Source organism: Rhodoplanes azumiensis, from assembly GCF_042682915.1.
Classification (GTDB): Bacteria; Pseudomonadota; Alphaproteobacteria; order Rhizobiales; family Xanthobacteraceae; genus Rhodoplanes; species Rhodoplanes azumiensis.
In genome coordinates this window covers 368,638-395,185 of record NZ_JBHUIW010000002.1, presented here as the reverse complement: position 1 = coordinate 395,185, position 26,548 = coordinate 368,638, and the positions used below count along the sequence as shown (strand labels likewise).

General features: G+C 70.1%; 24 protein-coding genes. 7 read left to right on the top strand and 17 right to left on the bottom strand.

The features are described from left to right. Window positions 1-200: 200 nt before the first annotated feature. The gene (locus ACFSOX_RS03620; RefSeq protein ID WP_378476419.1) at window positions 201-827 is read left to right on the top strand and encodes an HAD hydrolase-like protein; all 627 of its coding nucleotides are present in this window, start codon (window positions 201-203) and stop codon (window positions 825-827) included. A gap of 51 nt (window positions 828-878) precedes the next feature. Here the strand turns inward: ACFSOX_RS03620 and ACFSOX_RS03615 are convergent, their stop codons facing one another. The 4 genes from ACFSOX_RS03615 to ACFSOX_RS03600 form a co-directional block, all read right to left on the bottom strand. Beyond that, window positions 879-1,955 carry an Ntn hydrolase family protein gene (locus ACFSOX_RS03615; RefSeq protein ID WP_378476418.1) on the bottom strand — a complete coding sequence of 359 codons (1,077 nt, stop codon included), beginning with the start codon at window positions 1,953-1,955 and terminating at the stop codon, window positions 879-881. Between the two features lie 32 nt (window positions 1,956-1,987). Further along, on the bottom strand, window positions 1,988-2,608 hold the full coding sequence (locus ACFSOX_RS03610; RefSeq protein ID WP_378476417.1) for a glutathione S-transferase family protein: 621 nt from the start codon (window positions 2,606-2,608) through the stop codon (window positions 1,988-1,990). A gap of 102 nt (window positions 2,609-2,710) precedes the next feature. Further along, window positions 2,711-3,982 (bottom strand): putative Na+/H+ antiporter, encoded by a 1,272-nt coding sequence (locus ACFSOX_RS03605; protein ID WP_378476416.1) that lies wholly within the window; start codon window positions 3,980-3,982, stop codon window positions 2,711-2,713. An 8-nt stretch (window positions 3,983-3,990) separates the two neighbouring features. Beyond that, entirely contained in the window at window positions 3,991-4,470 is a 480-nt protein-coding gene (locus ACFSOX_RS03600; RefSeq protein ID WP_378476415.1) for a response regulator, read from the bottom strand. Window positions 4,471-4,664: 194 nt separating this feature from the next. On the opposite strand from ACFSOX_RS03600, the gene ACFSOX_RS03595 reads away from it, so the two are divergent. Both ACFSOX_RS03595 and ACFSOX_RS03590 read left to right on the top strand, forming a co-directional pair. Further along, window positions 4,665-6,260: an ATP-binding protein gene (locus ACFSOX_RS03595; RefSeq protein ID WP_378476414.1), complete on the top strand. Its 1,596-nt coding sequence runs from the start codon at window positions 4,665-4,667 to the stop codon at window positions 6,258-6,260. Next, entirely contained in the window at window positions 6,253-6,873 is a 621-nt protein-coding gene (locus tag ACFSOX_RS03590) for a response regulator transcription factor (RefSeq protein WP_378476413.1), read from the top strand. Before ACFSOX_RS03595 ends, ACFSOX_RS03590 begins: the two co-directional genes overlap by 8 nt. A 102-nt stretch (window positions 6,874-6,975) precedes the next feature. Here ACFSOX_RS03590 and pssA read toward each other — a convergent pair whose 3' ends face one another. From pssA to ACFSOX_RS03570, 4 genes are all read right to left on the bottom strand, one after another. Next, window positions 6,976-7,983: a CDP-diacylglycerol--serine O-phosphatidyltransferase gene (gene pssA, locus ACFSOX_RS03585; RefSeq protein ID WP_378476412.1), complete on the bottom strand. Its 1,008-nt coding sequence runs from the start codon at window positions 7,981-7,983 to the stop codon at window positions 6,976-6,978. A gap of 93 nt (window positions 7,984-8,076) precedes the next feature. Then, entirely contained in the window at window positions 8,077-8,310 is a 234-nt protein-coding gene (locus tag ACFSOX_RS03580) for a hypothetical protein (RefSeq protein WP_378476411.1), read from the bottom strand. Window positions 8,311-8,812: 502 nt separating this feature from the next. Beyond that, window positions 8,813-9,550: a phosphatidylserine decarboxylase gene (locus tag ACFSOX_RS03575; protein WP_378476410.1), complete on the bottom strand. Its 738-nt coding sequence runs from the start codon at window positions 9,548-9,550 to the stop codon at window positions 8,813-8,815. Window positions 9,551-9,857: 307 nt separating this feature from the next. Further along, window positions 9,858-11,810 (bottom strand): ABCB family ABC transporter ATP-binding protein/permease, encoded by a 1,953-nt coding sequence (locus ACFSOX_RS03570; RefSeq protein ID WP_378476409.1) that lies wholly within the window; start codon window positions 11,808-11,810, stop codon window positions 9,858-9,860. 269 nt (window positions 11,811-12,079) lie between these two features. Here ACFSOX_RS03570 and ACFSOX_RS03565 point away from each other — a divergent pair, with 269 nt between their 5' ends. Both ACFSOX_RS03565 and ACFSOX_RS03560 read left to right on the top strand, forming a co-directional pair. After that, a complete protein-coding gene (locus tag ACFSOX_RS03565) occupies window positions 12,080-12,685 on the top strand; it encodes an LOG family protein (RefSeq protein WP_378476408.1) in 606 nt (201 codons plus the stop codon). A 559-nt stretch (window positions 12,686-13,244) separates the two neighbouring features. Further along, the gene (locus ACFSOX_RS03560; protein WP_378476407.1) at window positions 13,245-17,222 is read left to right on the top strand and encodes a chemotaxis protein CheB; all 3,978 of its coding nucleotides are present in this window, start codon (window positions 13,245-13,247) and stop codon (window positions 17,220-17,222) included. Between the two features lie 9 nt (window positions 17,223-17,231). Here the strand turns inward: ACFSOX_RS03560 and ACFSOX_RS03555 are convergent, their stop codons facing one another. The 7 genes from ACFSOX_RS03555 to cysS all read right to left on the bottom strand — a co-directional run bounded on the left by ACFSOX_RS03555 (window position 17,232) and on the right by cysS (window position 23,050). Beyond that, entirely contained in the window at window positions 17,232-17,849 is a 618-nt protein-coding gene (locus ACFSOX_RS03555; RefSeq protein WP_378476406.1) for a hypothetical protein, read from the bottom strand. 20 nt (window positions 17,850-17,869) lie between these two features. Continuing rightward, on the bottom strand, window positions 17,870-18,385 hold the full coding sequence (locus ACFSOX_RS03550; RefSeq protein ID WP_378476405.1) for a hypothetical protein: 516 nt from the start codon (window positions 18,383-18,385) through the stop codon (window positions 17,870-17,872). Window positions 18,386-18,667: 282 nt separating this feature from the next. Next, on the bottom strand, window positions 18,668-18,847 hold the full coding sequence (locus ACFSOX_RS03545; RefSeq protein WP_378476404.1) for a hypothetical protein: 180 nt from the start codon (window positions 18,845-18,847) through the stop codon (window positions 18,668-18,670). A gap of 189 nt (window positions 18,848-19,036) precedes the next feature. After that, window positions 19,037-20,635 carry a citramalate synthase gene (gene cimA, locus ACFSOX_RS03540; RefSeq protein ID WP_378476403.1) on the bottom strand — a complete coding sequence of 533 codons (1,599 nt, stop codon included), beginning with the start codon at window positions 20,633-20,635 and terminating at the stop codon, window positions 19,037-19,039. A 203-nt stretch (window positions 20,636-20,838) separates the two neighbouring features. Further along, window positions 20,839-21,339: a GNAT family N-acetyltransferase gene (locus ACFSOX_RS03535; protein WP_378476402.1), complete on the bottom strand. Its 501-nt coding sequence runs from the start codon at window positions 21,337-21,339 to the stop codon at window positions 20,839-20,841. After that, entirely contained in the window at window positions 21,339-21,707 is a 369-nt protein-coding gene (locus ACFSOX_RS03530; protein ID WP_378476401.1) for an endonuclease domain-containing protein, read from the bottom strand. Before ACFSOX_RS03530 ends, ACFSOX_RS03535 begins: the two co-directional genes overlap by 1 nt. Further along, on the bottom strand, window positions 21,704-23,050 hold the full coding sequence (gene cysS, locus ACFSOX_RS03525) for a cysteine--tRNA ligase (protein WP_378476400.1): 1,347 nt from the start codon (window positions 23,048-23,050) through the stop codon (window positions 21,704-21,706). Before cysS ends, ACFSOX_RS03530 begins: the two co-directional genes overlap by 4 nt. A 429-nt stretch (window positions 23,051-23,479) precedes the next feature. On the opposite strand from cysS, the gene ACFSOX_RS03520 reads away from it, so the two are divergent. Next, complete coding sequence (locus tag ACFSOX_RS03520; protein WP_378476399.1) at window positions 23,480-23,977, top strand: HPP family protein; 498 nt, start codon at window positions 23,480-23,482, stop codon at window positions 23,975-23,977. A gap of 82 nt (window positions 23,978-24,059) precedes the next feature. On the opposite strand, the gene ACFSOX_RS03515 is transcribed toward ACFSOX_RS03520, so the two are convergent. Further along, window positions 24,060-25,199, bottom strand: coding sequence for a linear amide C-N hydrolase (locus ACFSOX_RS03515; protein ID WP_378476398.1), 1,140 nt, complete (start codon window positions 25,197-25,199; stop codon window positions 24,060-24,062). Window positions 25,200-25,593: 394 nt separating this feature from the next. Next, window positions 25,594-25,968: a DUF4189 domain-containing protein gene (locus tag ACFSOX_RS03510; protein WP_378476397.1), complete on the bottom strand. Its 375-nt coding sequence runs from the start codon at window positions 25,966-25,968 to the stop codon at window positions 25,594-25,596. A 255-nt stretch (window positions 25,969-26,223) separates the two neighbouring features. Between ACFSOX_RS03510 and ACFSOX_RS03505 the strand changes: the two genes are divergently transcribed. Beyond that, window positions 26,224-26,529: a hypothetical protein gene (locus tag ACFSOX_RS03505; RefSeq protein WP_378476396.1), complete on the top strand. Its 306-nt coding sequence runs from the start codon at window positions 26,224-26,226 to the stop codon at window positions 26,527-26,529. Window positions 26,530-26,548: the final 19 nt, after the last annotated feature.

Here is a 26,548-nt window from a genome sequence, read left to right as displayed (position 1 = left end):
GATCACCGACAGGTGGTCGAGCAGCGCCTTCAGGCGCGACTTCTCGGGGACGAGCAGGGCATCGAGGCTCATGGCGGGGCTCCGAATCAACGCGCCCCATCGAATCAGACCTTCCGCTACCCCGAAACCGCCGTTAACCCGAGTTCGGTGCCCTGGGCCCCTCGATTGACGCCTTCGGCCCGCTGCGCTACGGCTCGACCGTGCGCTATCAGCTGATCATCTTCGACATCGACGGCACGCTGCTCGATTCGTTTCCGTGGTTCCTCTCGGTGCTGAACGACGTCGCCGACCGTCACGGCTTTCGTCGCACGGCGCCCGAGGAGGTCACCTCGATGCGTAACGCCGGCACGGCCGAGATTCTCGACCGGCTCCAGGTGCCGCGCTGGAAGCTGCCGATGATCATCCGCCACATGCGCGCGCTGAAGGCGGCGCAGCTCGACCGCATCCCGCTGTTCCCGGGCGTCGACGCGACGCTCGCCGCGCTTCGGGCGCGCGGCGCCGTGCTGGCGATCGTCTCCTCCGACGTCGAGACCAATGTCCGCCGCGCGCTCGGGCCGGCGAACGTCGCGCACATCTCCCATTTCGCTTGCGGCGCGTCGCTGTTCGGCAAGGCGAGGAAGTTCCGCGACGTCGTGACGCGTGCCGGTGTCGCGCCCGACGCGGCGATCGCGATCGGCGACGAGGGCCGCGACATCGAGGCGGCCCGCGCCGCCGGCCTCGCCTGCGCGGCGGTCGCATGGGGCTACGCCGACGTGACGGCGCTCCGTGCGAAGGCGCCGGACCTGGTGTTCGAACGGTTCGAGGCGATTCTTCAGGCGCTGGGGTAGGCCCCGTCGTTCCGGGGCGCGGGGCCCGCACCCCGGAACGACGACACCACGTCAATCGATCTCGCAGACGACCTCGCGCACCGCCGTCACGGGGCGCGGCAGCGCGGCACCGTCGGCCTCGAAACCGACGACGCGCAGCAGGCCGGTCGCCGGCGACATCGAGACGCCGATGCGCGTGTAGGGATTGAGCACCGGCGGCACCACCCAGTCGAAGCCCTTGGACACCGCGCCGTCGAAGCCGGCGATCTGGTCCTGCCGGACGCGGCTCATCGTCGCCGCCTCGTCGAAGGAGCGCGTCAGGAAGGCGTTCGCCGGCATCCGCGCCTCCCAGGCCGGCCGCGGCGGCGACCAGTCGTTGGCGGCCGTGGTGTCGTCGGTGCGGATCGCCGCGCCCTCCTCGGTCCGCTCGATGACGCAACGCTCGCCGGGCCGGGGGCCGACGAGCGTGTAGATCACGGGCCGCGACACCGGCACGCTCTCCAGCATTCTTCGCGCGACGCCGTGGTCGGCCGCGGTCTCGAACACCCGGCGCAGCAGATGGTCGGGCGGCAGATGACGGACCGGCCACGCGGCGACGGCGTTCGCCGCCATGTCGTACAGGCGCAGCCACGGATGCAGGGTCCGGCGGCGCATCGGCGCCTGGTTGATGCAGGCCGCGAAGCGGCCGGGTGCGAGGCCGGTCAGCACGCCGGCGAAGCCCGGCCAGCCGACGCTCCAGTAATCCCCGGCCGGGCCGGCGAGCCGCGCCACCGTGACGCGGCGGCCGAGGCCCGGGAACGGCCAGTCGAGCGTGCGGGCGAGCCACGGCGCCCCGCCCTCCTCGCGCGCCAGCGCCGTGCAGGCCCACTGGTAGGAGGCGTTGAGCACCCAGACGCCGGAGACGCCCAGCGCCGCTGCCATCGCGGCGATCTCCTCGACATAGGGCGAGGCGGAGCGGGCGAGCCAGCGGCGCGCCAGCGCGTCGCCGGCCGGGATCACCAGGCCGACGCCACGCGGAAAGAAGCCGAGGCAGTCGTCGCGCAGCCCCCTCGCCCGCTCCGGATCGAGGCGCACATGCGCGGGAAGCCCGCCGTCGCGCAGATCGACGACGGGAATCGGCGGCAGATCGGGCGGCGTCGGTGCATGCATGGCGAGATCGTCGTGCCGCGGCCGCGAGAGGTTCAACCGGCCGTGTCCTTGAGCACGGCATCGAGCGCGGTCGCCTTCTGCAGGGCCGGCCGGGCGTTCAGTCGCTCGACATAGGAGACGAACTCCGGCCGCGTCGGGATCAAGCCGAACATCATGCCCCAGCGCAGCTGCGAGCCGATCACGATGTCGGCCGCCGTGAAGGCGTCGCCGAGCAGGTACGGCCCCGGCGTCACGGCGGCGGAGACGACGTCCATCACGGTGTCGAAGTCGCCGTAGCCCAGCGAGCCGCGCGGCGCCTCCTGGGCGCGCTTGAAGGTGCGGTCGAGGATCGCCGGCTCGATGCAGCTCGGCCCGAAGAACAGCCACTTGAGATACGGTCCGCGGCGCGGATCGCCGATCGGCGGGGCGAGGCCGGCCTGCGGGAAGGCGTCGGCCAGGTAGCAGCAGATCGCCGACACCTCGGTGATCACCACGCCGTCGTGGTCGAGCGCCGGCACCTTGCCCATCGGGTTGACGGCGAGATAGGCGGGCGCGCGGTTCTCGCCCTTGCTCATCGAGAGGACGTGCAGCTCATAAGGGGCGCCGATCTCCTCCAGCATCCAGCGGACGATCGACGAGCGGGACGGAGCGATGTGATAGAGGATCAGTGCCATGGGGGTCCGTTTCGGATACGCGGCCGCGACGGCGGCCGGGGCCACCCGTGTGGACCAGAATCGTGGCCGGATCTCGCCCGAAGGACGGGCCGGGCTGCGCCCTCACGGCAGCAGGCGGAACGCCGCGATCGCCACCAGGGTCGGCACCGAGGCCGCGGTCGCCAGCCGCACCGGGCGGATGCCGCCCTCCGGGAAGCTCCCCTTGAGCAACGAATAGCCGGCCGGGTTCGGTGCGTTGGCGATCACGGTGAGGCCGCCGCCCGTCACGGCGCCGGCGACCAGCGCGTATTTCGATTCGGCGTCGAGATTGTCCACCAGCGAGCCCAGATAGGTGAGCGCGGCATTGTCCGTGAACGCGGTCAGCACGGTCGCGCCGTAATAGAGCGCGGTCGCATCCAGCACCGAGAGGAGCGGCTCGAGCCACCAGCGCTGCATGCCGCCGAGCACCACCAGCCCGGCCAGGAAGAAGCCGACCAGCAGACCTTCGCGCAGAATCAGCCGGCTCTGGTGGCGGCGATACGCCTCGGTGAAGCCGAGAAAGAACAGGAACAGGGCCAGGAACACGACCGGATGATGCGCCGTGACGATGACGCCCAGAAGGAAGACGAGATGCACGGCGACGACGCTGCGCGGCACCTCGAGCTTGGCCAGCGCCGCCTCCTCGAACGGGATCGCCCGCAGATCCCGCCGGAACAGGATCGCGGCGCCGACCGCGTTGCAGACGACGGCGATCGCCGCCTTCCACCCGAAGTTCAGGAGCATGAAGGAGAGATCCCAGCCCCATCGCTCCGCGACCATCAGCACGGGCGGGGCCGCGAAGGGCGTCAGCGTCCCGCCGATCGAGACGTTGACGAACAGGACGCCGAGGGTGCCGTAGCGGAACGTCTCGCTGCTGTGCGGACCGAAATATCGCTGACGCAGCAGCATGGCCGACAGCGTCATGGCGGCCGGCTCGGTGATGAAGGAGCCGAGCAGCGGCCCGAACACCATGACGGCGAGATAGTAGGCCGCCGAATGCGGCAGCGGCAGCTTGCAGCCGATCCACAGAAGCAGCGCGCCGGAGAGATCGAGGATCGGACGGCTCGCCGCCATCACCATGATGACGAAGATGAAGGCCGGCTCGGTGAAGACCCGGCTCTCCAGATAGGTGAGCGCGTCGTGCGGCGTCGTCCACGCCGCCATGAAGACGAGCAGCACCATGGCCCAGAACCCGAACACCACCTCGACCTCGCCGAGCAGATGCCACAGGCCGGCATGCGGCGAGGAACCGTGGGCGAGGCGCTCGAAGCGGCTGGCCATGAAGGTGTGCACGAGCGCCAGCCCGAACAGCCCGGACGCGACCAGCTCGACCGTGCTGGGGGCGACCCCGTTCATCGCGGGCCTCAACCCTCGGTGCGCAGACGTGCCGCAGGAGCCGCTGATCGCGACGGCTCCGTCTGGGCACGCGCGTCGGTACCGGCATCGGGCTGCACACCCGCCGCGGGCGGGACGAGGGCGAGCACCGCGGTGCGTGACAGCGGCTTGCGCAGCAAGGCCGTGGCCCCCGTCACTCGCGCGAGGATGCGCTCGTCGAGATCACCCGTCTCGACCACGGCGATGCCGAGGCCGGGGTCGCGCGCCCGCAGCGCCAGGAAGGTGTCGAGCCCGGGCCAGGGTGGCAGCACCCGGTCGGTGACCAGGAGCCGGCCGCGGCCGTCGCGCAGGGCGCGGCTCGCCTGGTGGCCGTCGCGGGCGACCGTCACGCGGTGGCCGGCCGATTCGAACCAGAAGGCGAGGACATCGCGGGTTCCCTCGTCGGTGCACAGGATCACGATCCCGCCGTCGCGCCCCGCACCTTCACGGTCTGCCCCATTGCCGGTCATGATCCGCTCCGCCTGTTCGCGCATCTCGCGTCCGGGATGCGACGGCGGCGGCGGCGTGACAATTCGTGACGTCGGCCTAGGGTGCCGTGCCGAGGGGACACTCCCTAGGTATCCACCCTTAGCGGCATTGCGCGAGGAACGGCGGTACGACCGTGCAGATCACAAATCCCGATCCGTCCCGTCGCCCGTTGCCGATGCCGCTCTCGAAGGTGCTCTCGCTGCCGTGGCCCGTGCTGGGGCTGGCGTATCTCGCCGGCTACGTCCTGCTCGACTGGATCAGCTACCTGCATCCCTTCGCGCCGTTCGGCATCACGCCGTGGAATCCGCCGACCGGGCTGAGCTTCGTCCTGGTGCTCCTGTACGGTCAGCGCACCATCCCGTTGCTGTTCGTCGCCCCGGTCCTGGCCGATCTCCTGGTGCGGCATCTGCCGCTGCCGTGGATGGTCGAGCTGCGGACCGCGGCCGTGATCGGCGGCGGCTACGCGGTCGGCCTCCTGCTGCTGCTGCAGCCGGCGCTGCGGTTCAACCCGACCCTCGGCACCATGCGCGACCTCGTGATGCTGCTCGCCGTCGCCGGCGCGAGCGCCGCCACGGTGTCGTTCGGCTATGTCGGCTTCACGGTCGCGGGCGGCCTGCTGCCGCTCGCCGAGCTTCCCGCCGCCATGGTGCAGTACTGGGTCGGCGACATGATCGGCATCGCCATCGTGGCGCCGTTCGGCCTGATCCTGCTGACCCGCGGCCGCTCCGTGCGGGTGTCGGTCGAGACGGCCGTTCAGATCGCCGCGACGCTCGTCGCGCTGGCGCTCGTCTTCGTGTTCGCCGAGCGGCACCACTCGCAGCTGTTCTACATCCTGTTCCTGCCGATCATCTGGATGGCGGTGCGCGGCGGCCTGGAGGCCGTGACGGTCGGCGTGCTGCTCACCCAGCTCGGCCTGATCGCCGGCGTCCACCTGCTGCCGAGCGAGGAGATCGACGTCACCGGGCTGCAGGCCCTGATGCTGGTGCTGACCCTGACCGGGCTGATCGCAGGCGCCCTGGTCACCCAGAACCGCCGCACCGCCGTGCAGCTGCGCCTGCATCAGGACTCGCTCGCCCGTCTGGCCCGGCTCGGCAGCATGGGCGAGCTCGCCACCGCGATCGCCCACGAGATCAACCAGCCGCTGACCGCGGCCGGCACCTATACGCGGCTCGTCGCCGAGACGCTGCGCGCGGATCCGAGCCATCTCGCCGTCACCGAGACGGCCGAGAAGGCGGCCGCCCAGGTCCAGCGTGCCGCCGACGTGGTGCGCCGGCTGCGCGCCCTGATCCGCCTCGACCAGACCGGCCGCGCCCCGGTGGCGGTGACCCGTATCGTGCGCGAGACCCTCGACCTCGTGCATCCGGAGCTCGACCGTCACGGCATCGTCGCGAGCGTCGAGCTCGCCGAGGATCTCCCGCCCGTGATGGTCGACATCCTGCAGATCGAGCAGGTGCTGCTCAATCTGATCCGCAACGCCGTCGAGGCGATCGACGCCACCGGCGCCCCGCACGGCCGCATCGCGATCTCGGCGACCGTGGCCGACGACGCGGTGGAGATCGCCGTCGCCGACTCCGGTCCCGGCTTCCCGGCCGACTTCGCCGGCCCGGAGAGCACGACGCTGGGCTCGGCCAAGGCCGAGGGTCTGGGCTTCGGCCTCTCGCTGTGCCGCTCGATCGTCGAGGCGCATGGCGGCCGGCTGGCCGTCGAGCGTCCGGCGGCCGGCGCGCTGGTCCGCTTCACCGTTCCGATCGCCAAGGTGTCCGATGCCTGAGCCCTGCCCTGTCGCGCTGGTCGACGACGATCCCGCCGTGCTCGATGCGCTCGCCCTCTATCTCGAACGGCGCGGGCTGTCGGTGACGCGCTTCGCGTCGGCCGACGCCCTGGTCGCGGCCGGGACCGACGCGACGGCGTTCGAATGCGTGGTCGCCGACGTGCGCATGCCCGGGATGTCCGGCCTCGACCTGGTGCGGTTGTTCGCCGGGCGGCCCGCCGCGCCGCCCGTGATCCTGATCACCGGCCACGGCGACGTCGACATGGCGGTCGCCGCCATCAAGCTCGGCGCCGCCGACTTCATCGAGAAGCCGTTCGACGAGGCCCGGCTGTTCGAGGCGATCGGGATCGCGGTCGCGAAACGGCGCGCCAGCCGGCAGGACGCCGAGGCGCTGGCCGACCTTCGGGCCCGGTTCGAGTCGCTGAGCGAGCGCCAGCACGAGGTGCTGACGCTGGCGACCGAGGGCCTGTCCAACAAGGAGATCGCGGCGCGGCTCGGCATCAGTCCGCGCACGGTCGAGATTCACCGTGCCTGGGTGATGGAGCGCATGGGCGCCCGCAACCTCGCCGAGCTGGTCCGCATGGCGATGCGCCTCGCGTCCGGCGACCCGTGATCGACCGCGGCCCGATCGAGCAGCGGACCCATGGCCGGGACGATCGACCCTGCGGGCGCGTCGGCCCCGCAGCACGACGTGCGGCGGGGCGCGGGAGACCGGCTAGTTGAGCCGGCTGGGGCGATCGTCGCGGCTCGCCGCCGCGGTCGACGGACCGGACGGGGCCGTCTCCGTGGACGGCGCCGGTGCGGCTCCGGACACGGCGGCGGATCCCGCGGTCGCGCCGGCCGTCGTGGCGCGCTCGGCGTCCTCGCGGGCGAGACGGCGATACGCCTTCCAGCCGAGCGGCAGGCAGCCGAGATAGATCAGCGTCCCGATGGTCAGAACCTCCCAGGGAAAGCTGACCAGCAGCGCGAAGAACAAGACCGCGATCAGGAAGGCCGGCAGCACCATCTCGGGCGCGACGCGGGTGCCGAGCTTCTTGCCCGAGAACACCGGCAGCTTGGAGATCATCAGCAGCCCGATCGCCAGCGTGTAGACGAGCACCAGCGGGATCGGAATCAGATACTTGGCGACACCGAGGAACTGCAGGTAGATCGGCAGCAGAACCACGATGGCGCCGGCCGGCGCCGGGATGCCGGTGAAGAAGTTGCCGGCCCAGGCGGGGCGGTTCGGGTCGTCGATCATCACGTTGAACCGCGCGAGCCGCAGCCCGGCGCAGATCGCGAAGACGATGGCGACGATCCAGCCGACGTTCTTGTAGTCCGACAGGGCCCAGAACCACAGGATCAGGGCCGGCGCGACGCCGAAATTGACGAAGTCCGCGAGGCTGTCGAGCTCGGCGCCGAAGCGCGACGTGCCCTTGAGCATGCGGGCGAGGCGGCCGTCGACGCCGTCGAGGACGGCGGCGAACACGATGGCGGCGAGCGCCAGCTCGAAGCGGAGCTCCGCCGCGAGCCGGATGGCGGTCAGGCCGGCGCACAGCGACAGCAGCGTGACCACGTTGGGCACGAGGGTGCGGACCGGGATCGACCGGAAGTTCCGGCGAAAGCGGGCCTCGCGGAAACGCACGTCGCGGAACCGCGACCCGTGCCGGTCTCGATCGGGATCGAAGGGAGGAAACAGGGACATGGCAGCGGAACTATAGACCGGTGCGACGGGTTCCGCCATGCCGGCCGGGCGCAACGCGGCGTCGCGGTGAACGGCGCGTCGACGGACCTTCCATGGACGATCCGGCGCGGACGCGACGCGCCCGCCGCGGCACTACGCCGGGGCGGCTCCACCGGCGCTCGCGACGCCCCCCGGCCGCCGCTCGCCGGTCCGGGCATGACGGATCGCACGCGCCACCGCGGCCCAGTATCGGGCGCGATCGCCCTTGCGGAAATTCCGCCGCTGCATGCGCCGTGCGACCCCGTAGGCACGCGCCCCGAACACCTCGATCAGGCGCCGCGCCTGGACCTCCACCGGGCTGTCGTGGTCGAACTTCATTCGCGTCATCGCCCCACCTCGCAATATCGTTCACCGCCGCGCCGACTCCGGCGCAGCCACAAGAGAGCGGCCGCGTTGCAATGGAAACTCGAACACGTTGCGATCAGGAACGTACAAGTCGACTTCTCCGGACCTTTCGATGGATCCGGAACGTCGCCGTGCCTCGCTTTGTCTTGATCGCGTACCGATCTGATCACGCCCGTTCTTCGACGAGCCGTCGATCGGTCTATTGATTATTGTTTATTGCAGTCGCCCCGATGCCTCACGATCTTGTTCTGAGTCATCCGACCGCGCTTGGCAATGCTTACTTGGATACCGTGAGCGGGGGTGACTCAGGAATCCCGAGCTAGTTTTTACCGATTCCAAACAACGGACCCGGATCGTTCCCCCGTTCCACGCCGGCGGACTCGCTCCGTTCTCGCGACGCTCGTGCCGATCCGCTCGAAACGGTCCGTCGAAGCAGCTCGGCCGCGCGGCCGGCGGGAACCAAAGTCGGCCACCGAAAGCCGCCCTATCCGACCCGGAAGGTGCGGCCCGGATCGGCGGTCTTGAGGTCGGCGATGACGGTCTCGCCGGCCAGTGTGGTCTGACCCTCGGCGACCAGCGGCCGCGTGCCCTCGGGCAGATAGATGTCGACCCGCGAGCCGAAGCGGATCAGGCCGACCCGCTCGCCGGCGCCGACCATCGCGCCCTCGCGCACGAAGGTGACGATGCGGCGCGCGATCAGGCCGGCGATCTGCACCATGCCGATCTTGACGCCCGTCGGGGTGGCGATGACGAAGCCGTTGCGCTCGTTGTTCTCGCTCGCCTTGTCGAGGTCGGCGTTGATGAACAGGCCGGGCGTGTAGGCGATTCGCTCGATGCGGCCGGCGGTCGGGCTGCGGTTCACGTGGACGTCGAAGACGCTCATGAAGATCGAGACGCGCGGCAGCGGCGCGCTGCCGAGCCCGAGCTCGGACGGCGGCACGGCCGGGGTCACCCGCGACACCCGCCCGTCGGCCGGCGCCACCAGGATTCCGTCGCGCAGCGGCGTGACGCGGGGCGGATCGCGAAAGAAGTAGGCACACCACAGCGTCGCCACCACGCCGATCCAGCCGAGCGGCGACCACAGCCAGAACAGCACCAGGCTGACCAGCGCGAAGGCGCCGACGAACGGATAGCCCTCGGAATGGATGGGCACGAGCTGCGAGCGGATCGAATCGACGATGGACATGGGTGCTCTCGAAACCGGTTGACCTGGCCGGAGCACGGAATCGCCCCGGCCGAAACTGTGCTCCGTCGTCCTGAGGTGCTCGGGCGAAGCCCGAGCCTCGAAGGACCGACGGCCTCCGGGACGGTGGCCGGCTCGATCCGGCCGGACGTCCGGCGTGCCCCGATCGACCGCCCGGGCCGCCGCCCTTCGAGGGCCGCGGTTACCGCGCTTCGCGCGGGCGCGCGGCCACCTCAGGTGACGGAGTGAGCGAGTCGATGGTCGCTTCCCTATCACATCGCCGCGCCGGTCGCGCGGCTGCAGCGGCGAGCGCGCACAACCGCGGCCGGTCGGCCCGGCGCGTCGTTCACGCCGCCTCTTCGGCGCGATCCGCGGGGTGCCCGCCGGTCCCGTCCGGACCGTCGTCGCCGCCCGCCCCGCCTGCCACCGGCGGGTTGCGGTTCGGCGCTTCGGGGGCCCCGTCCTCCGCCTCGCCGGTCTGGGCGAGCTTCTCGCGCGCCTCCTCGGCCTCGCGCTGGCGGTTCCACATCGAGGCGTAGAGCCCGCCGGCGGCGAGCAGCGCCGCGTGAGTGCCGCGCTCGACGATGCGGCCCTTGTCCAGCACGATGATCTCGTCGGCCGCCACGATGGTGGAGAGACGATGCGCGATCACCAGTGTCGTGCGGTTCCGCGACACCAGCTGGAGCGCATCCTGGATCTCCTTCTCGGTGTGGCTGTCGAGCGCCGAGGTCGCCTCGTCGAGCAGCAGGATCGGCGGCCCCTTGAGGATCGTGCGGGCGATGGCGACACGCTGCTTCTCGCCACCGGAGAGCTTGAGGCCGCGCTCGCCGACCTCGGTCTCGTAGCCCTTCGGCGCCATCCGGATGAAGCCGTCGATCTGGGCGAGCTTCGCCGCCTCCTCCACCTCGGCGTCGGTCGCCTCCCAGCGGCCGTAGCGGATGTTGTAGCGGATGGTGTCGTTGAACAGCACGGTGTCCTGCGGGACCATGCCGATCTTCTCCCGCAGCGACGCCTGCGTGACCGCGCGGACGTCCTGGCCGTCGATCGTGATGCGCCCGCCGGTGACGTCGTAGAAGCGATAGAGCAGCCGCGAGATGGTCGACTTGCCGGCCCCCGACGGCCCGACGATCGCCACCGTGCGGCCCGCCGGCACCTCGAAGGAGAGCCCCTGCAAAATGGGCCGGTCGGGGTCGTAGGCAAAGCGCACGTCCTCGAACCGGATGGTGCCGGCCGGCACCGCGAGCGGCGGCGCGCCGGGCGCGTCGGCGATCTCGGTCTCCCGCTTCAGGATGCGGAACATCTGCTCGATGTCGATGATCGCCTGCTTGATCTCGCGATACACCATGCCCATGAAGTTGAGCGGCTGGTAGAGCTGGATCATCATCGCGTTGATCATGACGAAGTCGCCGATCGTGTGGGTGCCGTTCTTCACCCCGATCGCGCACATCGCCATCACGACCGTGAGGCCGACCGAGAAGATCGCCGCCTGCCCGGCATTGAGCACGGCGAGCGACGTGTAGGCCTTGACGCTCGCCTCCTCGTAGCGGGCCATCGAGCGGTCGTAGCGCTGGGCCTCGCGCGCCTCGGCCGAGAAGTATTTCACGGTCTCGTAGTTGAGCAGCGAATCGATCGCCTTGGTGTTGGCCTCGGTGTCGCTGTCGTTCATCTTGCGGCGGATGCCGATCCGCCACTCGGTCGCCACGTAGGTGTAGGCCATGTACGCCACCACCGTGACCACGATGGTGACGACGTAACGCCAGTCGAACTGCCACAGCAGCACGCCTACGATCAGGCCGAACTCGACGATGGTCGGCACGAGCTGCAGGAGCACCATCCGCACGATGGTCTCGATGCCGTTGCGGCCGCGTTCCAGCACGCGGGTGAGCCCACCGGTCTTGCGCTCCAGATGGAAGCGCAGCGACAGCTTGTGCATGTGCTCGAAGGTGAGGATCGCCAGCCGCCGCACCGCATGCATGGCGACCTTGGCGAACACGCCGTCGCGCGCCTGGGTCAGCACCGCCATCAGGATGCGGCTGCCGCCATAGGCGACCGTCAGCGCGATCGGCGCCGCCAGCACCCAGGCGAGCGTCGTCGCCGTGCCGGCCGGCGCGCCGGTCTCGGTCAGAGCGTCGGTCGCCCACTTGAACGTGAACGGCATCAGGATGGTGGCGAGCTTGGCGCCGAGCAGCAGCACCAGCGCCCAGACGACCCGCGCCTTCAGGTCGGCCCGGTCCGAGGGCCAGATGTACGGCCACAGCGCCACGATGGTGGCGAGCAGGCGTCCGCTGTCGGCGGGCATGTCGCGGGAGTCCGGCGCGGAATGTCTCATCGAGGCTCGGATGGCTGGGCGGTCGGGCCTGAACCCGTCCGTCGAATGGCAGGTCGCACGGCCACGCACGACGCGACCGGCCGGAGCGGCCGGGCGCCGCCCGTCCTCCATATAGGCCTTCCCGGCTCGAAGTGCAGCCACCGCGGCCGCCGCGCACCGGTGCCCCCGCCCGGCCGCCCGGCCGGAACCACCGGTGCTGCGGGCTTGACGCGCGCCGCCCCCGGGGCCAGATGCAAAGCATGAGCAAAATCCGAAGAATCTGCGTCTATTGCGGTTCGAGCCCGGGGTCCGACCCCGCCTATGTCGCGGCCGCCCGCCGGCTCGGCCGGCTGATGGCCGAGCACCGCATCGGCCTCGTCTACGGGGGCGGTTCCAACGGCCTGATGGGTGCCGTCGCCAATGCGGTCGTCGACCACGGCGGCGAGGTCGTCGGGGTCATCCCCGAGTTCCTGCGCACCAAGGAGAACCAGTTCGACCGCGCGACCGAGCTGGTCGTCACCCGCGACATGCACGAGCGCAAGCAGATCATGTTCGATCGGGCCGACGCGTTCGTGGCGCTGCCGGGCGGCATCGGCACGCTGGAGGAGCTGGTCGAGCAGCTCACCTGGGCGCAGCTCGGTCGCCACAAGAAGCCGATCCTGCTCGCCGACATCGGCGGCTTCTGGCAGCCCTTGGTCGTCGTGCTGGAGACGATGCGGGCGGCGGGCTTCATCCACAACGGCGGGCTGATGAACTACCGGGTGTGCGACCGCGTCGACGACATCCTGCCGACGCTCGCCGCCGCCGTCGCGCCGATCAGCGAAGCCGAGAAAGCCGGCGATCCGGCGACCGTCGCCCGCATGTGAGGGCTCGGCATCATCCGTCCTGCCCGAGCACGGCGCAACAATATCCGCGAGCCCAGGATCCATGATCACGGACGGCGTGGCGTCTTGGTCACCGCCACGGTCGTCGCGGAATCCTGCAACGTCCCCTCGGCATGCACGTGCCCTGGCATGGACGTCGCCTGGCATGGCCGTCGCCCGCATGCCACCGAAACGCCCGGTGATCGCGCCGAGAGCCGCCGCGCCGCCGCGAATCGGCGGGAGGGACGCGATCCACGACCTCTCGACCGAACTCGGGCGCGCCGAACCACGGCCATCGCCCAGGCTGCAGCACGATGCTGCTACACGGCGATCGTCGCACGCTCGTAAATCCTGCCTAACATTCGGACAATCCACAATATTTCACCTTTCTCCCTACGCATTGCTACTTAAAATACGCACACCTACGTAGGACACGCCATTAGGCAGAAGGTATTTTTCTGCCCGATCAACACCCGTTCTGGCAACCGCACCAAGTCATCCGGCTGGTGCATCGCGTCTTCGGCATACCTGTGGTCGAAATCCGGCGCGGCGGGAGATCCCGATGAGTCGACGTGCGCTGCCGACGCGACGCCCCGGTGGCGACAAGACGGGCGGCTCCGGCGCCCCGCACAAGACGTCGAGCCGGGCGACCGCCAAGCCGACGACCGCCAAGCCGGTGACCGCAACCATGACGGCGTCGAATGTGTCGGCGGCCACGCGGCCGAAGCGCGCCAGCCGCCGAACCGCCCCCGCCGCGGACAGCCCTGCTCCGGCGGACACGAAGACCGGGCTCTACGTGGTCGGCATCGGCGCCTCGGCGGGCGGGCTGGAGGCGTTGCGGCCGTTCGTCGCCGCGCTGCCGCGCTCGTCCAACCTGTGCTTCGTGGTCGCCCAGCATCTGTCGCCGCAGCACCGCAGCATGATGGTCGAGCTGCTCGGCCGCGAGACCAAGATCCCGGTGGTCGCGATCGACAACGGCGTCACCGTGAAGCCGAACACGATCTACATCGCGCCGCCCAACAGCGACGTGTTCTACCGGAACGGCAAGCTGGTCCTGCGGGCGCCGCTCGAGGGAGTCGGGCCGAAGCCGTCGATCGACCACTTCTTCACCAGCCTCGCGGCCGGGCTCGGGCCGCGCGCCATCGCCATCGTGCTGTCCGGCACCGGCTCGGACGGCGCCAACGGCCTGCGCGCCGTCAAGGCGCACGGCGGCATCACGTTCGCTCAGGAGCCGACCTCGGCCAAGTACGAGAGCATGCCGCGGGCCGCCATCACGACCGGCGGCGCCGACCTCGTGCTCACGCCCAAGGAGATCGCCGGCAAGCTCGACGTCGTCGCGCAGGGCCACGATCTCCATCTCGGGCTCGCCGAGAAGGCCGACGGCGACGGCGGCGGCACGTTCCAGAACATCATCCGCTACATCCGCCACCACACCGGCATCGATTTCAGCAAGTACAAGGAGGCGACGCTTCGCCGGCAGATCGCCCGGCGGATGTCGGCCCTGCAGGTCCGCACGCTCAAGGACTACGTCGGCTACATCGACCAGCACCGCGACGAGCTCGACACGCTGGCGAAGAACTTCCTGATCTCGGTGACGTCGTTCTTCCGCGACAAGGACTGCTTCACGGCGCTCGGCAAGATCCTCGACAAGATCCTGGCCGAGAAACGCCCCGGCGACCCGCTGCGCATCTGGGTGCCGGGATGCGCTACCGGCGAGGAGGCCTATTCGATCGCCCTCCTCCTCGCCAGCAAGTCGTCGGCCCGCATCGGCGCGCTCAAGGTGCAGATCTTCGGAACCGACATCGACGCGGCCGCGACCAGCCACGCCCGGCGCGGCGAATACGCCGACAGCAGCGTCATCAATCTCGGCGCCGCCATGCGCCACAATCACTTCACGAACAACGGGCGGCTGTTTCGGGTCGACAAGGCGGTGCGTGACCTCGTGGTGTTCTCGCGCCACGACGTGGTGCAGGATCCTCCGTTCAAGAACATCGACCTGATCAGCTGCCGGAACCTCCTGATCTACTTCAAGCCGGCGCTGCAGGAGCATATCTTCAAGATGTTCCACTACGCCTTGCGGCCCGGCGGACACCTGTTCCTCGGCAAGTCGGAGTCGCTCGGCACCTGCAAGGGGCTCTACGTCACGGTCGACGCCCGCCACAAGCTGTTCCGCCGCCGCGACGTGTCGATCCGACCCTACTACGTGCCGCGCATCGAGGGCCTGCCGCCGACGCCCGATCCCGGTCACCTGCAGCGGCGCACCGTGGAGCCGCCCGACCAGGACTTCGGCCGGATCGGCCGCGACATGCTGGTGGAGCGCTACGGCCCGCCCGGCATCCTGGTGTCGCACGACGGCGAGCCGCTGCACTTCTTCGGCAACGTCAGCCGCTTCGTGCGGATCGGCAACGGCAGCGGCAAGGTCGACCTCAACCTGATGAACATCATCGACCCGGCGTTGCGCGGCGAGCTGCGCGTCCTGCTGCACCGCTGCCAACGCGACCACGGCTCGCACCATGGCCAGATTCACCAGGAGAGGGAGACCGGCCGCGGCATCCGCATGGCCGTCCACGCCGTCCATCGTCAGCAGAACGACGAACGCCTCTACATGATCTGCTTCGAGGAGCGCGAGGCGGCGCCCGCCCGCGGCGCGCTCGTGCCGGCCGCGAGCGACGACGAGGGAAACGTCCAGCAGATCGCCGCGCTCGAGCAGGAGCTGAAGGCGACCAAGGAGAACCTGCAGACGGTCGTCGAGGAGCTCGAGACCTCCAACGAGGAGCTGCAGGCGACCAACGAGGAGCTTCAGGCCTCCAACGAGGAGCTGCAGGCCTCAAACGAGGAGCTGGAGACCGCCAACGAGGAGCTGCAGGCGACCAACGAGGAGCTGACGACGGTCAACGACGAGCTCTCGGTGAAGACCGGCGACCTCGCCGAGGCCAACGGCGAGCTGGAAGGCATCATGGCCAACTCGGCCGAGGGGATCGTGCTGATCGATCCGACCTTCCACGTCGTGCGCAGCAACGAGCGCGCCGCCCGCATCCTGCGGCTCGGCCCCGACCTCGCCCGGCACCATCTGCCCGACGTCGCGACCGCGGTCGGCGTGCCGTCGATCCGCAAGGCGATCGACGCGGTGCTGAAGGCCGGCACCCCGCACACCGAGGAGTTGCAGATCCAGGACCGCCTGTATCTGGTGCAGGTTTCGGCCCATCGCGTGGAGAAGCGTATCCGCGGCGCAATCCTGACGCTCTCCGACGTCACCGAGCTGCGCACCGCCCAGCGCATCGCCGACGAGCAGGGCCGACGCGCCCGCATCCTGATCGAGACGTCGACCGACGGCATCGTCATCGCCGATCACCGTGGCCTGGTCCATGTCTGCAACACGGCCGTCTGCGCCATGCTGGAGGTGAGCGAGGCCAGCATCCTGGGCCGCCCCGCCGTCGGGCTGTTCGTGACGGGCGATCGCGACAGCGAGCCGCTGGTCGCGCATCTCGTCGGCGCCGGCCGACCGGAGCAACCGCGGCGCTTCGAGGTCGCCTTGTCGCGGCGCGGAATCCTTCGGCATTTCGACGTGGTGCTGAACGAGTTCACGCTCGGCGGCGACGTCTATCGGGCCGCGACGCTGCGCGAGATCACCGAGCTCCACGAGGCGCGCGAGTCGCTCGCCCGCGCCAAAAAGGCGGCCGAGCAGTCGAACCGCGCCAAGACCGACTTTCTCACCCGGATGAGCCACGAGCTGCGCACGCCCCTCAACGCCATCGTCGGCTTCTCGGACGCGATCCTGTCGGAGATTCACGGGCCGTTGCCCCACGAGCGTTATCTGTCCTACGTGAAGGACATCCACGTCTCCGGCGTGCATCTGCTCGGCCTGATCAACGACGTCTTCGACATCGCCAAGGTCGAGGCCGGCGTGCTGCGCCTGCACGAGATCCCCTCCGATCTCGTCAAGCTCGTCTCCGGCGCGGTCAGCTTCGTCGGCCCGATGGCCGCCAAGGCCGGTGTGCTCGTGGTGTTCGACTTCGCGGCGAGCGTCGTGTGCCTGCGCGCCGACGAGCTGCGGGTGCGCCAGGTGCTGCTCAACCTGCTCTCCAACGCGATCAAGTTCTCGCACCGCGCCGGCAAGATCCGCGTCTCGGTGCGCACCCTCGACGACGGCGGCGTGGCTGTCGAGGTGGCCGACCAGGGGATCGGAATCGCGGCGCAGACGATCGAGAAGATCGGCACCGAGACGATGTCGACGGGCTTCGTGCGCGACGGCGCCATCGACGGCAGCGGCCTCGGCCTGCCGGTCAGCATGGCCCTGATGAAGGCGATGGGCGGCGCTCTGAGCATCACCAGCACGCCCGGCAAGGGCACCACCGTGACGATGCTGTTTCCCGCCGATCGCGTGCTGCCGCCGAGCAGCCTGACGCCGCCGGGCAGCCGGTCGGTGCCGACCGACGCGCCGCCGACGAGCGGGGGCCCGCCGACGACCGACGGAACGGCCGGAACCTCGGGCGCCGCGGGTCCGGGCCGCAACGGCCGACGGAGCGCCGCACGGGGCTGAGGCCACGATTCAGTTCACGATGCCCGGACCGCCGACGGTCGCCGCCGGAGAGCCGCACACTCCGCCGGTGGTCAGTCGCGCGTGCCGGTCGAGCAGCACGGCGAGCGCACGGGCGGCCGTCAGCACGCCGCGGCAGCGGCCACCGCCGCCGACCCGCGCCAGCGCGCGATCGAGCGCCGCGACGTCCCCGGCACGCGCCGCCTGGACGAGCCCGAGAAGCTCCGCCTCGTCGCCCGACACCTGCGCACAGGACGCCGGGAAGAAGGCGAAGCCGCCGCGCCGCTCGGTGCGCAGCGCCCGCACCAGCGCGCCGGCCCGCCCGACGAAGGACGGCCCGTCGATCGGACCGAAAGCGTGCTCGGCGCAGGCATAGGCGGCGTCCCAGCAGTCGGCGCTCGCCGTCATGTAGCCGGCGCAGACATACCGCACGAGCGCCAGCGCGAGCTGCTCGCCGGCGTCGCCGCACACCGCCCGGCACTCGCGGCGGGCGCCGCCGCCGCGCGCGAAGTCGAAGCGGATCGGCGCGCCGGGGGCGCCGTCGGACGGCGTCACGATCTCCGACTCGGACATGGTCTCGGAGATGGTCTCGGGTACCGTCTCGGGCATGGGTGCTCGCGCGATGCTCATGCGGGCCTCCTCGGGTCGGCTCAATGCAGAGTGCAGGAGGTCGTGGTGCCGGCCGCAGCCGCAGCGAGGACCGCCTCGACCGCGTGCCGCACCGGCAGGATCAGCCCGGCCTGCGCGAACAGGGTCGCGAGGCCGCGGACCGGCGCGAGCGCGAAGGCGATGCCCTCCGGATCCAGCCAGCCCGCGAGCCGCGCCCGCGTCCCGACGATGTCGTCCTGCTGGGCCACCGCCACGGCGGCGACGAGGCGCAGCTCGTCGGCCGAAAGCTGCGGGCACTTGCGGCAGCGCACCTCGAAGCGCCGCACCGCCATCCGGGCCGTCACCCGCAGGAGCGCGTCGAGCGACAGCGTCGCGTCGGCGGCGCCGGCGCGGGCGAAGCTCGGCCGCAGCACCGCGACCGGGCAGCGCCCCTCCCGCATGGCGACGACCCAGCTGCGGCATCCCCAGACGACGAGCTGCTCGGCCACGTCGAGCGCGGCGAAGCGATCGACCGGGGACTCGTCTCCGAGGGTCGGATCGATCCTGATGGATCGCATCACGGCCGCGCCCTCGCGACCACGACCCGCATCGCGACCGCCGTCACGCTGGCCGGCGCGGCCGCACGCGGGATCCCGCCGCCGCCGACGCGGGCATTGCGCCGGACGGCTGTCCTTCGCAGCTCGGGGGAACGACGATCGGACACGGGACACCTCCTCGCTCGGGGACGATGTCGCAAGTATTGCCGTCACCCCTCGACTGTCGAGGGGAGCTGGATGCTTTTCGATCTATTGCAGGATTACAGAGATTCGAAGGTGGGCGCTCGGGACCGCGTGTGCCCTTCATTCCGGGGCACAGACCATCAGGACCGCGAGCCCGGATCTTAAATTCACCGGCCCCGAACCTGGACCCGTCATCCTGAGGCGCTCGCGCAGCAGGTGCTCGCGCCGCGAGCCTCGAAGGATGCGGCCACCCAAGTCGGCGTTGCCGACTTGGGCTTCAATGATGTCGATCTCGGGCAACCCCGAGATCGATGCCGTCGCCCTTCGAGGCTTGGCTTCGCCGGGCACCTCAGGGTGACGGAGAGACTCAGCCGTCATGGCCGCTGGTATAAGCTTGGCACCCATCGTTCACGACGGACAGCGGCTTTGGGTTCCGGGCTCCGCCCTTGTCGCGCGCCCCGGGGACGACCAATTTTCGACCAGTGCCCCTCACCCGGGCGCGCCGGAGCGGATCAGCTTGTAGACGATCGAATCCATCAGGGCCTGGAACGAGGCGTCGATGATGTTGGGCGAGACGCCGACCGTCGTCCAGGTGTCGCCCGTGTCGGCGTCGGTGCTCTCGATCAGCACGCGCGTCACCGCCTCGGTGCCGCCGTTGAGGATGCGCACCCGGTAGTCGGTGAGGCTCAGGCTCTTGATGTAGTCCTGATAACGTCCGAGATCCTTGCGCAGCGCGAGGTCGAGCGCGTGCACGGGGCCGATGCCCTCGGCGGCCGAGATCAGCGGCTCGTCGTCGCCGACCTTGACCTTGACGACCGCGACCGTGGCGGTGACGCGCTTGCCGAGCGCGTTGATGCGGTGCTCGACGTTCACGTCGAACTTCAACACCTCGACGTAATCGGGAACGGTACCGAGCATCCGCCGCGCCAGGAGCTCAAAGGAGGCCGGCGCCGATTCGTAGGCGTAGCCGATCGCCTCGCGCTCCTTCACGACGTCGAGCAGGCCGCCGATGCGCGGGTCGTCCTTGTCGACCACGAGGCCGACACGGGCGAGCTCGGCCAGCACGTTGGAACGGCCACCCTGGTCCGAGACCAGCACGTCGCGCCTGTTGCCGACCGACTCGGGGCGGACGTGCTCGTAGGTCGCCGGATCCTTCAGGATCGCCGAGGCGTGAATGCCGGCCTTGGTGACGAAGGCGCTGGGCCCGACATAGGGCGCGTGGCGGTCGGGCGCGCGATTGAGCATCTCGTCGAGCTTTCGCGAGACGCGCGTCAGGCTCTCCAACGCCCGGTCCGAGACGCCGATGTCGAACGTCTCCGCGAACTCTCGCTTCAGCTTGAGGGTCGGGATCAGCGACATCAGGTTGGCGTTGCCGCACCGCTCGCCGAGACCGTTGAGCGTGCCCTGGATCTGGCGCACGCCGGCCCGCACGGCGGCGAGCGAGTTGGCGACGGCCTGCTCCGTGTCGTTGTGGGCATGGATGCCGAGCCGTTCTCCCGGCACCGTCCTGGTCACCTCGCCGACGATGCGCTCGATCTCGTGCGGCAGCGTGCCGCCGTTGGTGTCGCACAGCACCACCCAGCGGGCGCCTTCCTTGAAGGCCGTCTCGGCACAGGCGAGCGCGTAGTCGGGATCGGCCTTGTAGCCGTCGAAGAAATGCTCGCAGTCGACCAGCACCTCGCGGCCGCGGCCGCGCGCCGCCTGCACGCTGTCGCGGATCGAGGCGAGGTTCTCCTCCAGCGTCGTCTCCAGCGCGACGCGGACGTGATAGTCCCACGACTTGGCGACGAAGCAGATCGCGTCCGCGTGCGCGTCGAGCAGCATCGCGAGGCCGGGATCGTTGGACGCCGAGCGTCCCGGCCGCCGCGTCATCCCGAACGCCGTGAAGGTGGCCTTCACGCCGCGATCCTGCGCGAACAGCTCGGTGTCGGTGGGGTTGGCGCCCGGATAGCCGCCCTCGATGTAGTCGATGCCGAGCTCGGCCAGCATGCGGGCGATGACGAGCTTGTCGGCGAGCGTGAAGTCGACGCCGTTGGTCTGTGCGCCGTCGCGCAGCGTGGTGTCGAAGAGATACAGGCGTTCCGTCATGGTCGTGTCCTGTCGCCGCCCGGGGCGTGCGGGACGGCAAGGCGAGCGCGGGTGTTCGAAACGGCCGGCCGCGGGTGGCGCCGCGGTCCGGGATCACCAGTAGTTCAAGTACTTCAGAACGAAAGCGACACCGCCGGCGAGCACCAGCAGCTTGATCACGATGTAATAGATCCAGTGACGCGGGAACGGGGTGTCGGGGCGTGTCACGTCGCGACCTTTCCGGCGAGCGCCTTTTCCATGGTGGTGTTGGCGAGCCATTCGTCGCCGCGCAGCACGGTGTTGCGGCGCTGCGCGACGTAGCCGCGCTTCTCGAAGAAGCCGCGGGCGTTGTCGCTGGCGTCGACCACGAGCTTCCTGGCGCCGCGCGCACCGGCGAGCTTCTCCACCGCGTCGATCAGCATGGCACCGGCCCCCATTCCGGCGACGCCGGGATGCACGTAGAGGAGATCGATGGTCTCGCCCCCGACGAGCGTGACGAAGCCGACCGGCGTGCCGTTGAGCGTCACGGCCAGCGCGAGCGCAGCCGTGACGCGCTCGGCGAACGCCGCCTCGTCCGCGGCGGCCGTCATCCAGGCCTCCTGCTGGGCCTCGCTGTAGTCGTCCCCGGTCAGCTCTTCGACGCTGGCGCGGAGGATTTCCGCGAGCAGCGGCGTGTCGGCCGGCAGCACCGGGCGCAGTGCGAACTCCGGGTTGGCGGTCGCCATCACGCCCCCTCCCCGTCCCGCAGCGGGACGACGGTGCGCGACGTGCGGCGCGGCGCCGCCTGCACCTCGGTCTCGATGATCGACAGGATGCCGTCCGGGCTCGCCGCGACGTCGGCGGCGCGGAACAGGAGCACCCGGTAGCCGTGACAGAACAGCCACTGGTCGCGCTCCGGATCGCGCGGCACGCCGGTCGTCGCGCTGTCGTCGACCTCGACGATCACGGGCACGGTCTCGCACGCGAAGGCGACGCGGAACGGCCCGACCGTCACGTCGCGCTTGAACTTGGCGCTGCCGAACTTTCTCGTGCGCAGCATCCGCCACAGCAGACGCTCGCCCTCGGTCATGTCGCGATCGGCCGGCTCGCTCATCGCGCGACGCTCCAGGTGGTGCCGTCCTTGGAGTCCTTCAGCACGATTCCGAGCGCCAGAAGCTCGTCGCGGATGCGATCGGATTCGGCCCAGTTCTTCTCCTTGCGGGCGGCGATGCGGGCCGCGACCTTGGCGTCGATCTCCGCGGCCGGAATCGGCGGCGCCGGGGCGTGCGCGGCCTCCCATGCCTTCAGCGCCTCGGGGCGGAAGCCGAAGAAGGCGAGCGTGCCGGCCAGCGCCTTGCGCCCGGCGGCGTTCTTCAGCCCGTGCATGGCGGCGAGCGCCATCGGGGTGTTGAGGTCGTCGCAGAGCGCGTCGAGCACGGCCGGCGCCGGACGCGGCTCGGCATCGGCCGAGGCGGCGTCGAAGAACGACGCGAGCGCCTTGTGGGCTTCCTCCAGCCCTTTCAGGGTCCAGTTGATCGGCTGGCGATAGTGGGTCGACAGCATCGCCAAACGTGCGACGTCGCCCGGCCAGTCCTTCAGCACCTCGCGGATGGTGACGAAGTTGCCGAGCGACTTCGACATCTTCTCGCCTTCCACCTGCAGGAAGCCGTTGTGCATCCAGGTCTGCGCCATGATCGGCGTGCCGAAGGCGCAGCACGATTGCGCGATCTCGTTCTCGTGGTGCGGGAAGACGAGATCGATGCCGCCGCCGTGGATGTCGAAGGTCTCGCCGAGATGCTTCCAGCTCATCGCCGAGCACTCGATGTGCCAGCCGGGGCGCCCCTCCGCCGTGATGCCGCAGGGCGACGGCCAGCCGGGCTCGCCCGACTTCGAGGGCTTCCACAGCACGAAGTCCATGGCGTCGCGCTTGTAGGGCGCCACGTCGACCCGGGCGCCGGCGATCATCTCGTCGAGCGGCCGCTTGGAGAGGCCGCCATAGGCCGGCATCGACGGCACCGAGAACAGCACGTGGTCCTCGGCCACGTAGGCGTGGCCCGAGGCGACCAGGCGCTCGATGATGGCGCGCATCTCGGCGACGTGCTCGGTCGCCCGCGGCTCGACCGTCGGCGGCAGGCAGCCGAGCGCCGTCACGTCGGCCTTGAACTCGGCATAGGTGGTCTCGGTCAGCGCGCGGATCGAGATGCCGCGCTCCGCGGCCCGGGCGTTGATCTTGTCGTCGACGTCGGTGATGTTGCGAACGTAAGTGACCCGATCGTCGCCGTAGAGATGGCGCAGCAGCCGGAACAGCATGTCGAAGACGATGACGGGCCGGGCGTTGCCGATATGGGCAAAGTCGTAGACGGTGGGACCGCAGACATACATGCGCACGCGGGCCGGATCGAGCGGCACGAAAGGCCGCTTCTCGCGCGTAAGCGTGTCGTAGAGCCTGAGTTCCATGCCCTGTCCCCTGCGCGTGTCCCGCGCCGTCGTCCTGCGCCGTCGTCCTGCCGCCATACGGTGTCGACCGGCGGTCCCCCGCCCGTCGTCGACCCGTCGTGATGCACGACCGAATCGCATCACGGGCCCGCGCTGGCCCGGCGTCTGTTTGTCTTGGGAAGAGGACAAGACGGCCGTAGCCAGCGGGAGCCGCTAGCGAATAATCCCCCGGCAAATGCCGATCTGGGTGAAATGGCCGGTCATGGGCGCGCACCATGGTCGAGCGGCGGCGCCCCGTCAAGAGCGGCGAACGACCGATCGACCCCCTCGGCGAGGCCCGCGGCAGGCCCACGGCCGGCGCAGGCCCGGGGCCTGCCGGGCCCGACGGTAGGCCCCGCCGGCACGGAACGTGCTACGCGATGCCGCCATCGACGATCCGAGACCGCCGCGATGCCCCTGCCCCCGATCCGCCGATCCCTGCCCGACAGGCGCACCCTCCTCGCCATGCTGGCCGGCGCCGCCGGCGGCGGCGTGGCGATCGCCTTGATGGAGCTGTTCGCCGCCTTCGGCTCGTTCCCGCTGTTCGCGGTGCCGTTCGCGACCTCGATCGTGCTGGTGATGGGCTCTCCGGAGGCCGAGCCGGCGCAGCCGCGCGCGCTGGTCGGCGGCCATCTGGTGTCGACCCTGGTCGGCCTCCTGGTGCTGACGATCACCGGGCCGGGACCGTGGGCGGCCGCACTCGCGGTCGGCCTGGCGATCGTCGCGATGCAGCTCACCCGCACGTTCCACCCGCCGGCCGGCATCGACCCCTTGCTGGTGGTCGCCAACGGCCTGCCGTGGACCTATCTGATCGCGCCGGTCGGCGCCGGCGCCGTGCTGCTCGCCCTGTTCGCCTTCGTCTGGCACCTCGCGGTGCGGCGCTACGACTGGCCGCACCGCTGGTGGTGAGCCGTCCCCCCGCTCCGGAGTCGCCCCGCGGCGACGCCGCGGGCGCGTCAGCACCGGGGGCGGCGGCCGCGGAGCGAAACGATCAGGGCGCGAGCTCGCGCACCACCGGCTTCTGGTCGAGCGGGATGAAGCGAATCGCCTTCAGCCCCTCCGCCGCCTTCTTCAGGTCGACCACGCGGACGTCCTGATTCTCGTAGGTGCGGATGTGGTAGCGCAGGTTCTTCAGGTCGATCACCGAGGTCCACTCGGTGGTCTCGAAGCCGTCGACGCCGCCGCCCTCGCCGCCCGCCGCCGCCGAGGTGCCGATCGAGCCGGGCGGCAGATCGAACCCATTCATGATGTGGAAGGCGAGCCCGACCGTCTCGGCGCTGGTCGGCAGCTGCGGCGCGTTCGCCTGGGCGAAGTAGGCGCGCACGAAGCGCGCCGTCGCGAGAAACCCGCCCGGCAGCCCGTTCATGCCGACGCCCGAGCTCGCCGCGGCGAGCATCGTGTCGCCGACCTTCAGGGGCGGCAGCACCGCCGCAGTGACGTACTGGTACTGCGCGAGGTTCTTCAGGTGGAACGGAAACTCCGGCGCGTTGGTGAGCACATGGGTCGGATTGTCGTACATGTTCAGCTTGCCGCCGTCCGTGTACTCGATCACCAGGCTCTTGCCGGTCGCGTCGTGCACGGAGACGTGCAGGGGCGGAACCATGTTGCCGAACGCCGCGAGCTTGACGCCCGACACGATGATCTGTGGCAGGCCGGCCTTCACCTCGTCGACCGTGGCGAAGCTCGTGAGGATGTAGCTGAGAATTTCGAACGACGCGATCGAGCGGTCGCCCTTGTCGGGCGGCACGGGCTGGAAGTCGGCGAAGCCCGGAAAGTTGAACAGGCCGCCGGCGAGGCCGCGCTCGTTGACACCGTCGAGCAGCACCGGCAGGCCGAGCGCGTTGGCGCCGGTCGCCGCGTACTTGGTCGTCCACACGAGCCCGCCCTTGCCGACGTCGCCGTCCGGGCCGGTGCCCGTGACCGAGAGGCCGCGCGGCACGACGATGATCTGCGACTTCAGCGACAGGCCGAACTCGAGCGTGCGGCCGTAGACGAAACCGCCGTCCTTGGCCGGCAACAGCACCGACGTGCAGGCGACCGCCGGGGCGAGCGGCACGGCGACGAGCGCCCCGGAGACGAGCCCACCGAAGGCGAGCGCCGAGACGACGCTTCGAGCATTTCGCGACACCATGAGCAATCCTCTCGAGCCGAATGGACGGAACGACGATCGGTGGATACGCGACGGCACCGTTCCCGTAACGAGGCTTTGCCGCAGGAGCGAATGCAAGTGATTCGAGTCGATTGACGAAGCCCTTTTCGAAGACGTGAAGTGGGGGCGGTTCAGGCGGGTCGTCGAAGCGGCGATTATGTCACGACACGACGAAGCTGCATCGAATCGGACTACTACGGGCCTCCATCCAATCTCGGCCTCGTCGTGCCCGCGCTCGTCGCGGGCATCCACGACCTGAAGGCCTCGCAAACGCAAGATCGTGGATGGCCGGGACGAGCCCGGCCATGACGAGGAACCCCTTCGTCGCGGATGCTGCTCTGTTTCCGGCTGGCCCGTCCTGACGTGATCGGATCGCTCAGTTTCGCGCGTCGCAGGCGAAGGCGCGGATCACACAGGTCTTGCCGGTGTGGCCGTAGCATTGCTGGAGCGCGTTGTTCTGAGCGCGGGCGAGGCGCGGCGCCACGGCGTAGCCGTGCGGACCGCACAGGTTCTTGGCGTCGACCGCGAAGGCGACGCAACCGCGCCGTACCGTCGCCACGACGCGGCAGTCACGGCGCCCGCAGCGTTTCAACGCAACGGCTTCCGCCTCGGCGAACGTCCTCAGGTCGTAGGCGTAGCCGTAATGCCCGCAGGCCCCGATGGCGATCGCGCCGGCGGCGTGCGCCGCGGGTGCGGCGATGGCCGCGGTCAGCGCCGTCACGACCGCGACGGATGCGACGCGCAGGACCACGCCGGCAGCGACACGCCGAGTCCGAGCCCGCAAGTTTCGAGCCATAGATGCCTCCCCCCACAGGATTTTCGGGACGTTATTGAGCAATGGTTTCGGCGAGGTGAAAATGCGGCGGAACCGGTCGGCGTCGCACCGCCGCCGCGGGAGTTAACGCCGCCTTAACGGTTGTGTCCGCATTTTAAGGGTCGCCTTCCGGCGCCCGGTTCGGCCTGCCGCGAGAAGGCCCCGTCGTTCTCTGATGGATCGAGCACGCCGATGCGGCCCTTGTTCACGGTCACGTTCGTGGTGAGCCTTCTGGCGGCCGTCTCGGCCGCCCAGGCCGAAAAGCGGATCTTCATCCTCGGCCACAACGCCGACGGCTACGGCATCGACCAGTGCCTGGCGACGGGCGCGCGCTGCGGCAACGCCATGGCGACGGCGCTGTGCAAGCAGCGCGACTTCAAGCAGGCCGTGTCGTTCCGCAAGGTCGACCGCGACGAGATCACCGGATCGGTGCCGGCGGCATCGGGCTGCCGAGGCGCGACCTGCGACGACTACGTCGCCATCGAGTGCTCGCGCTGACGGTTGCGCGTCTTCCCGC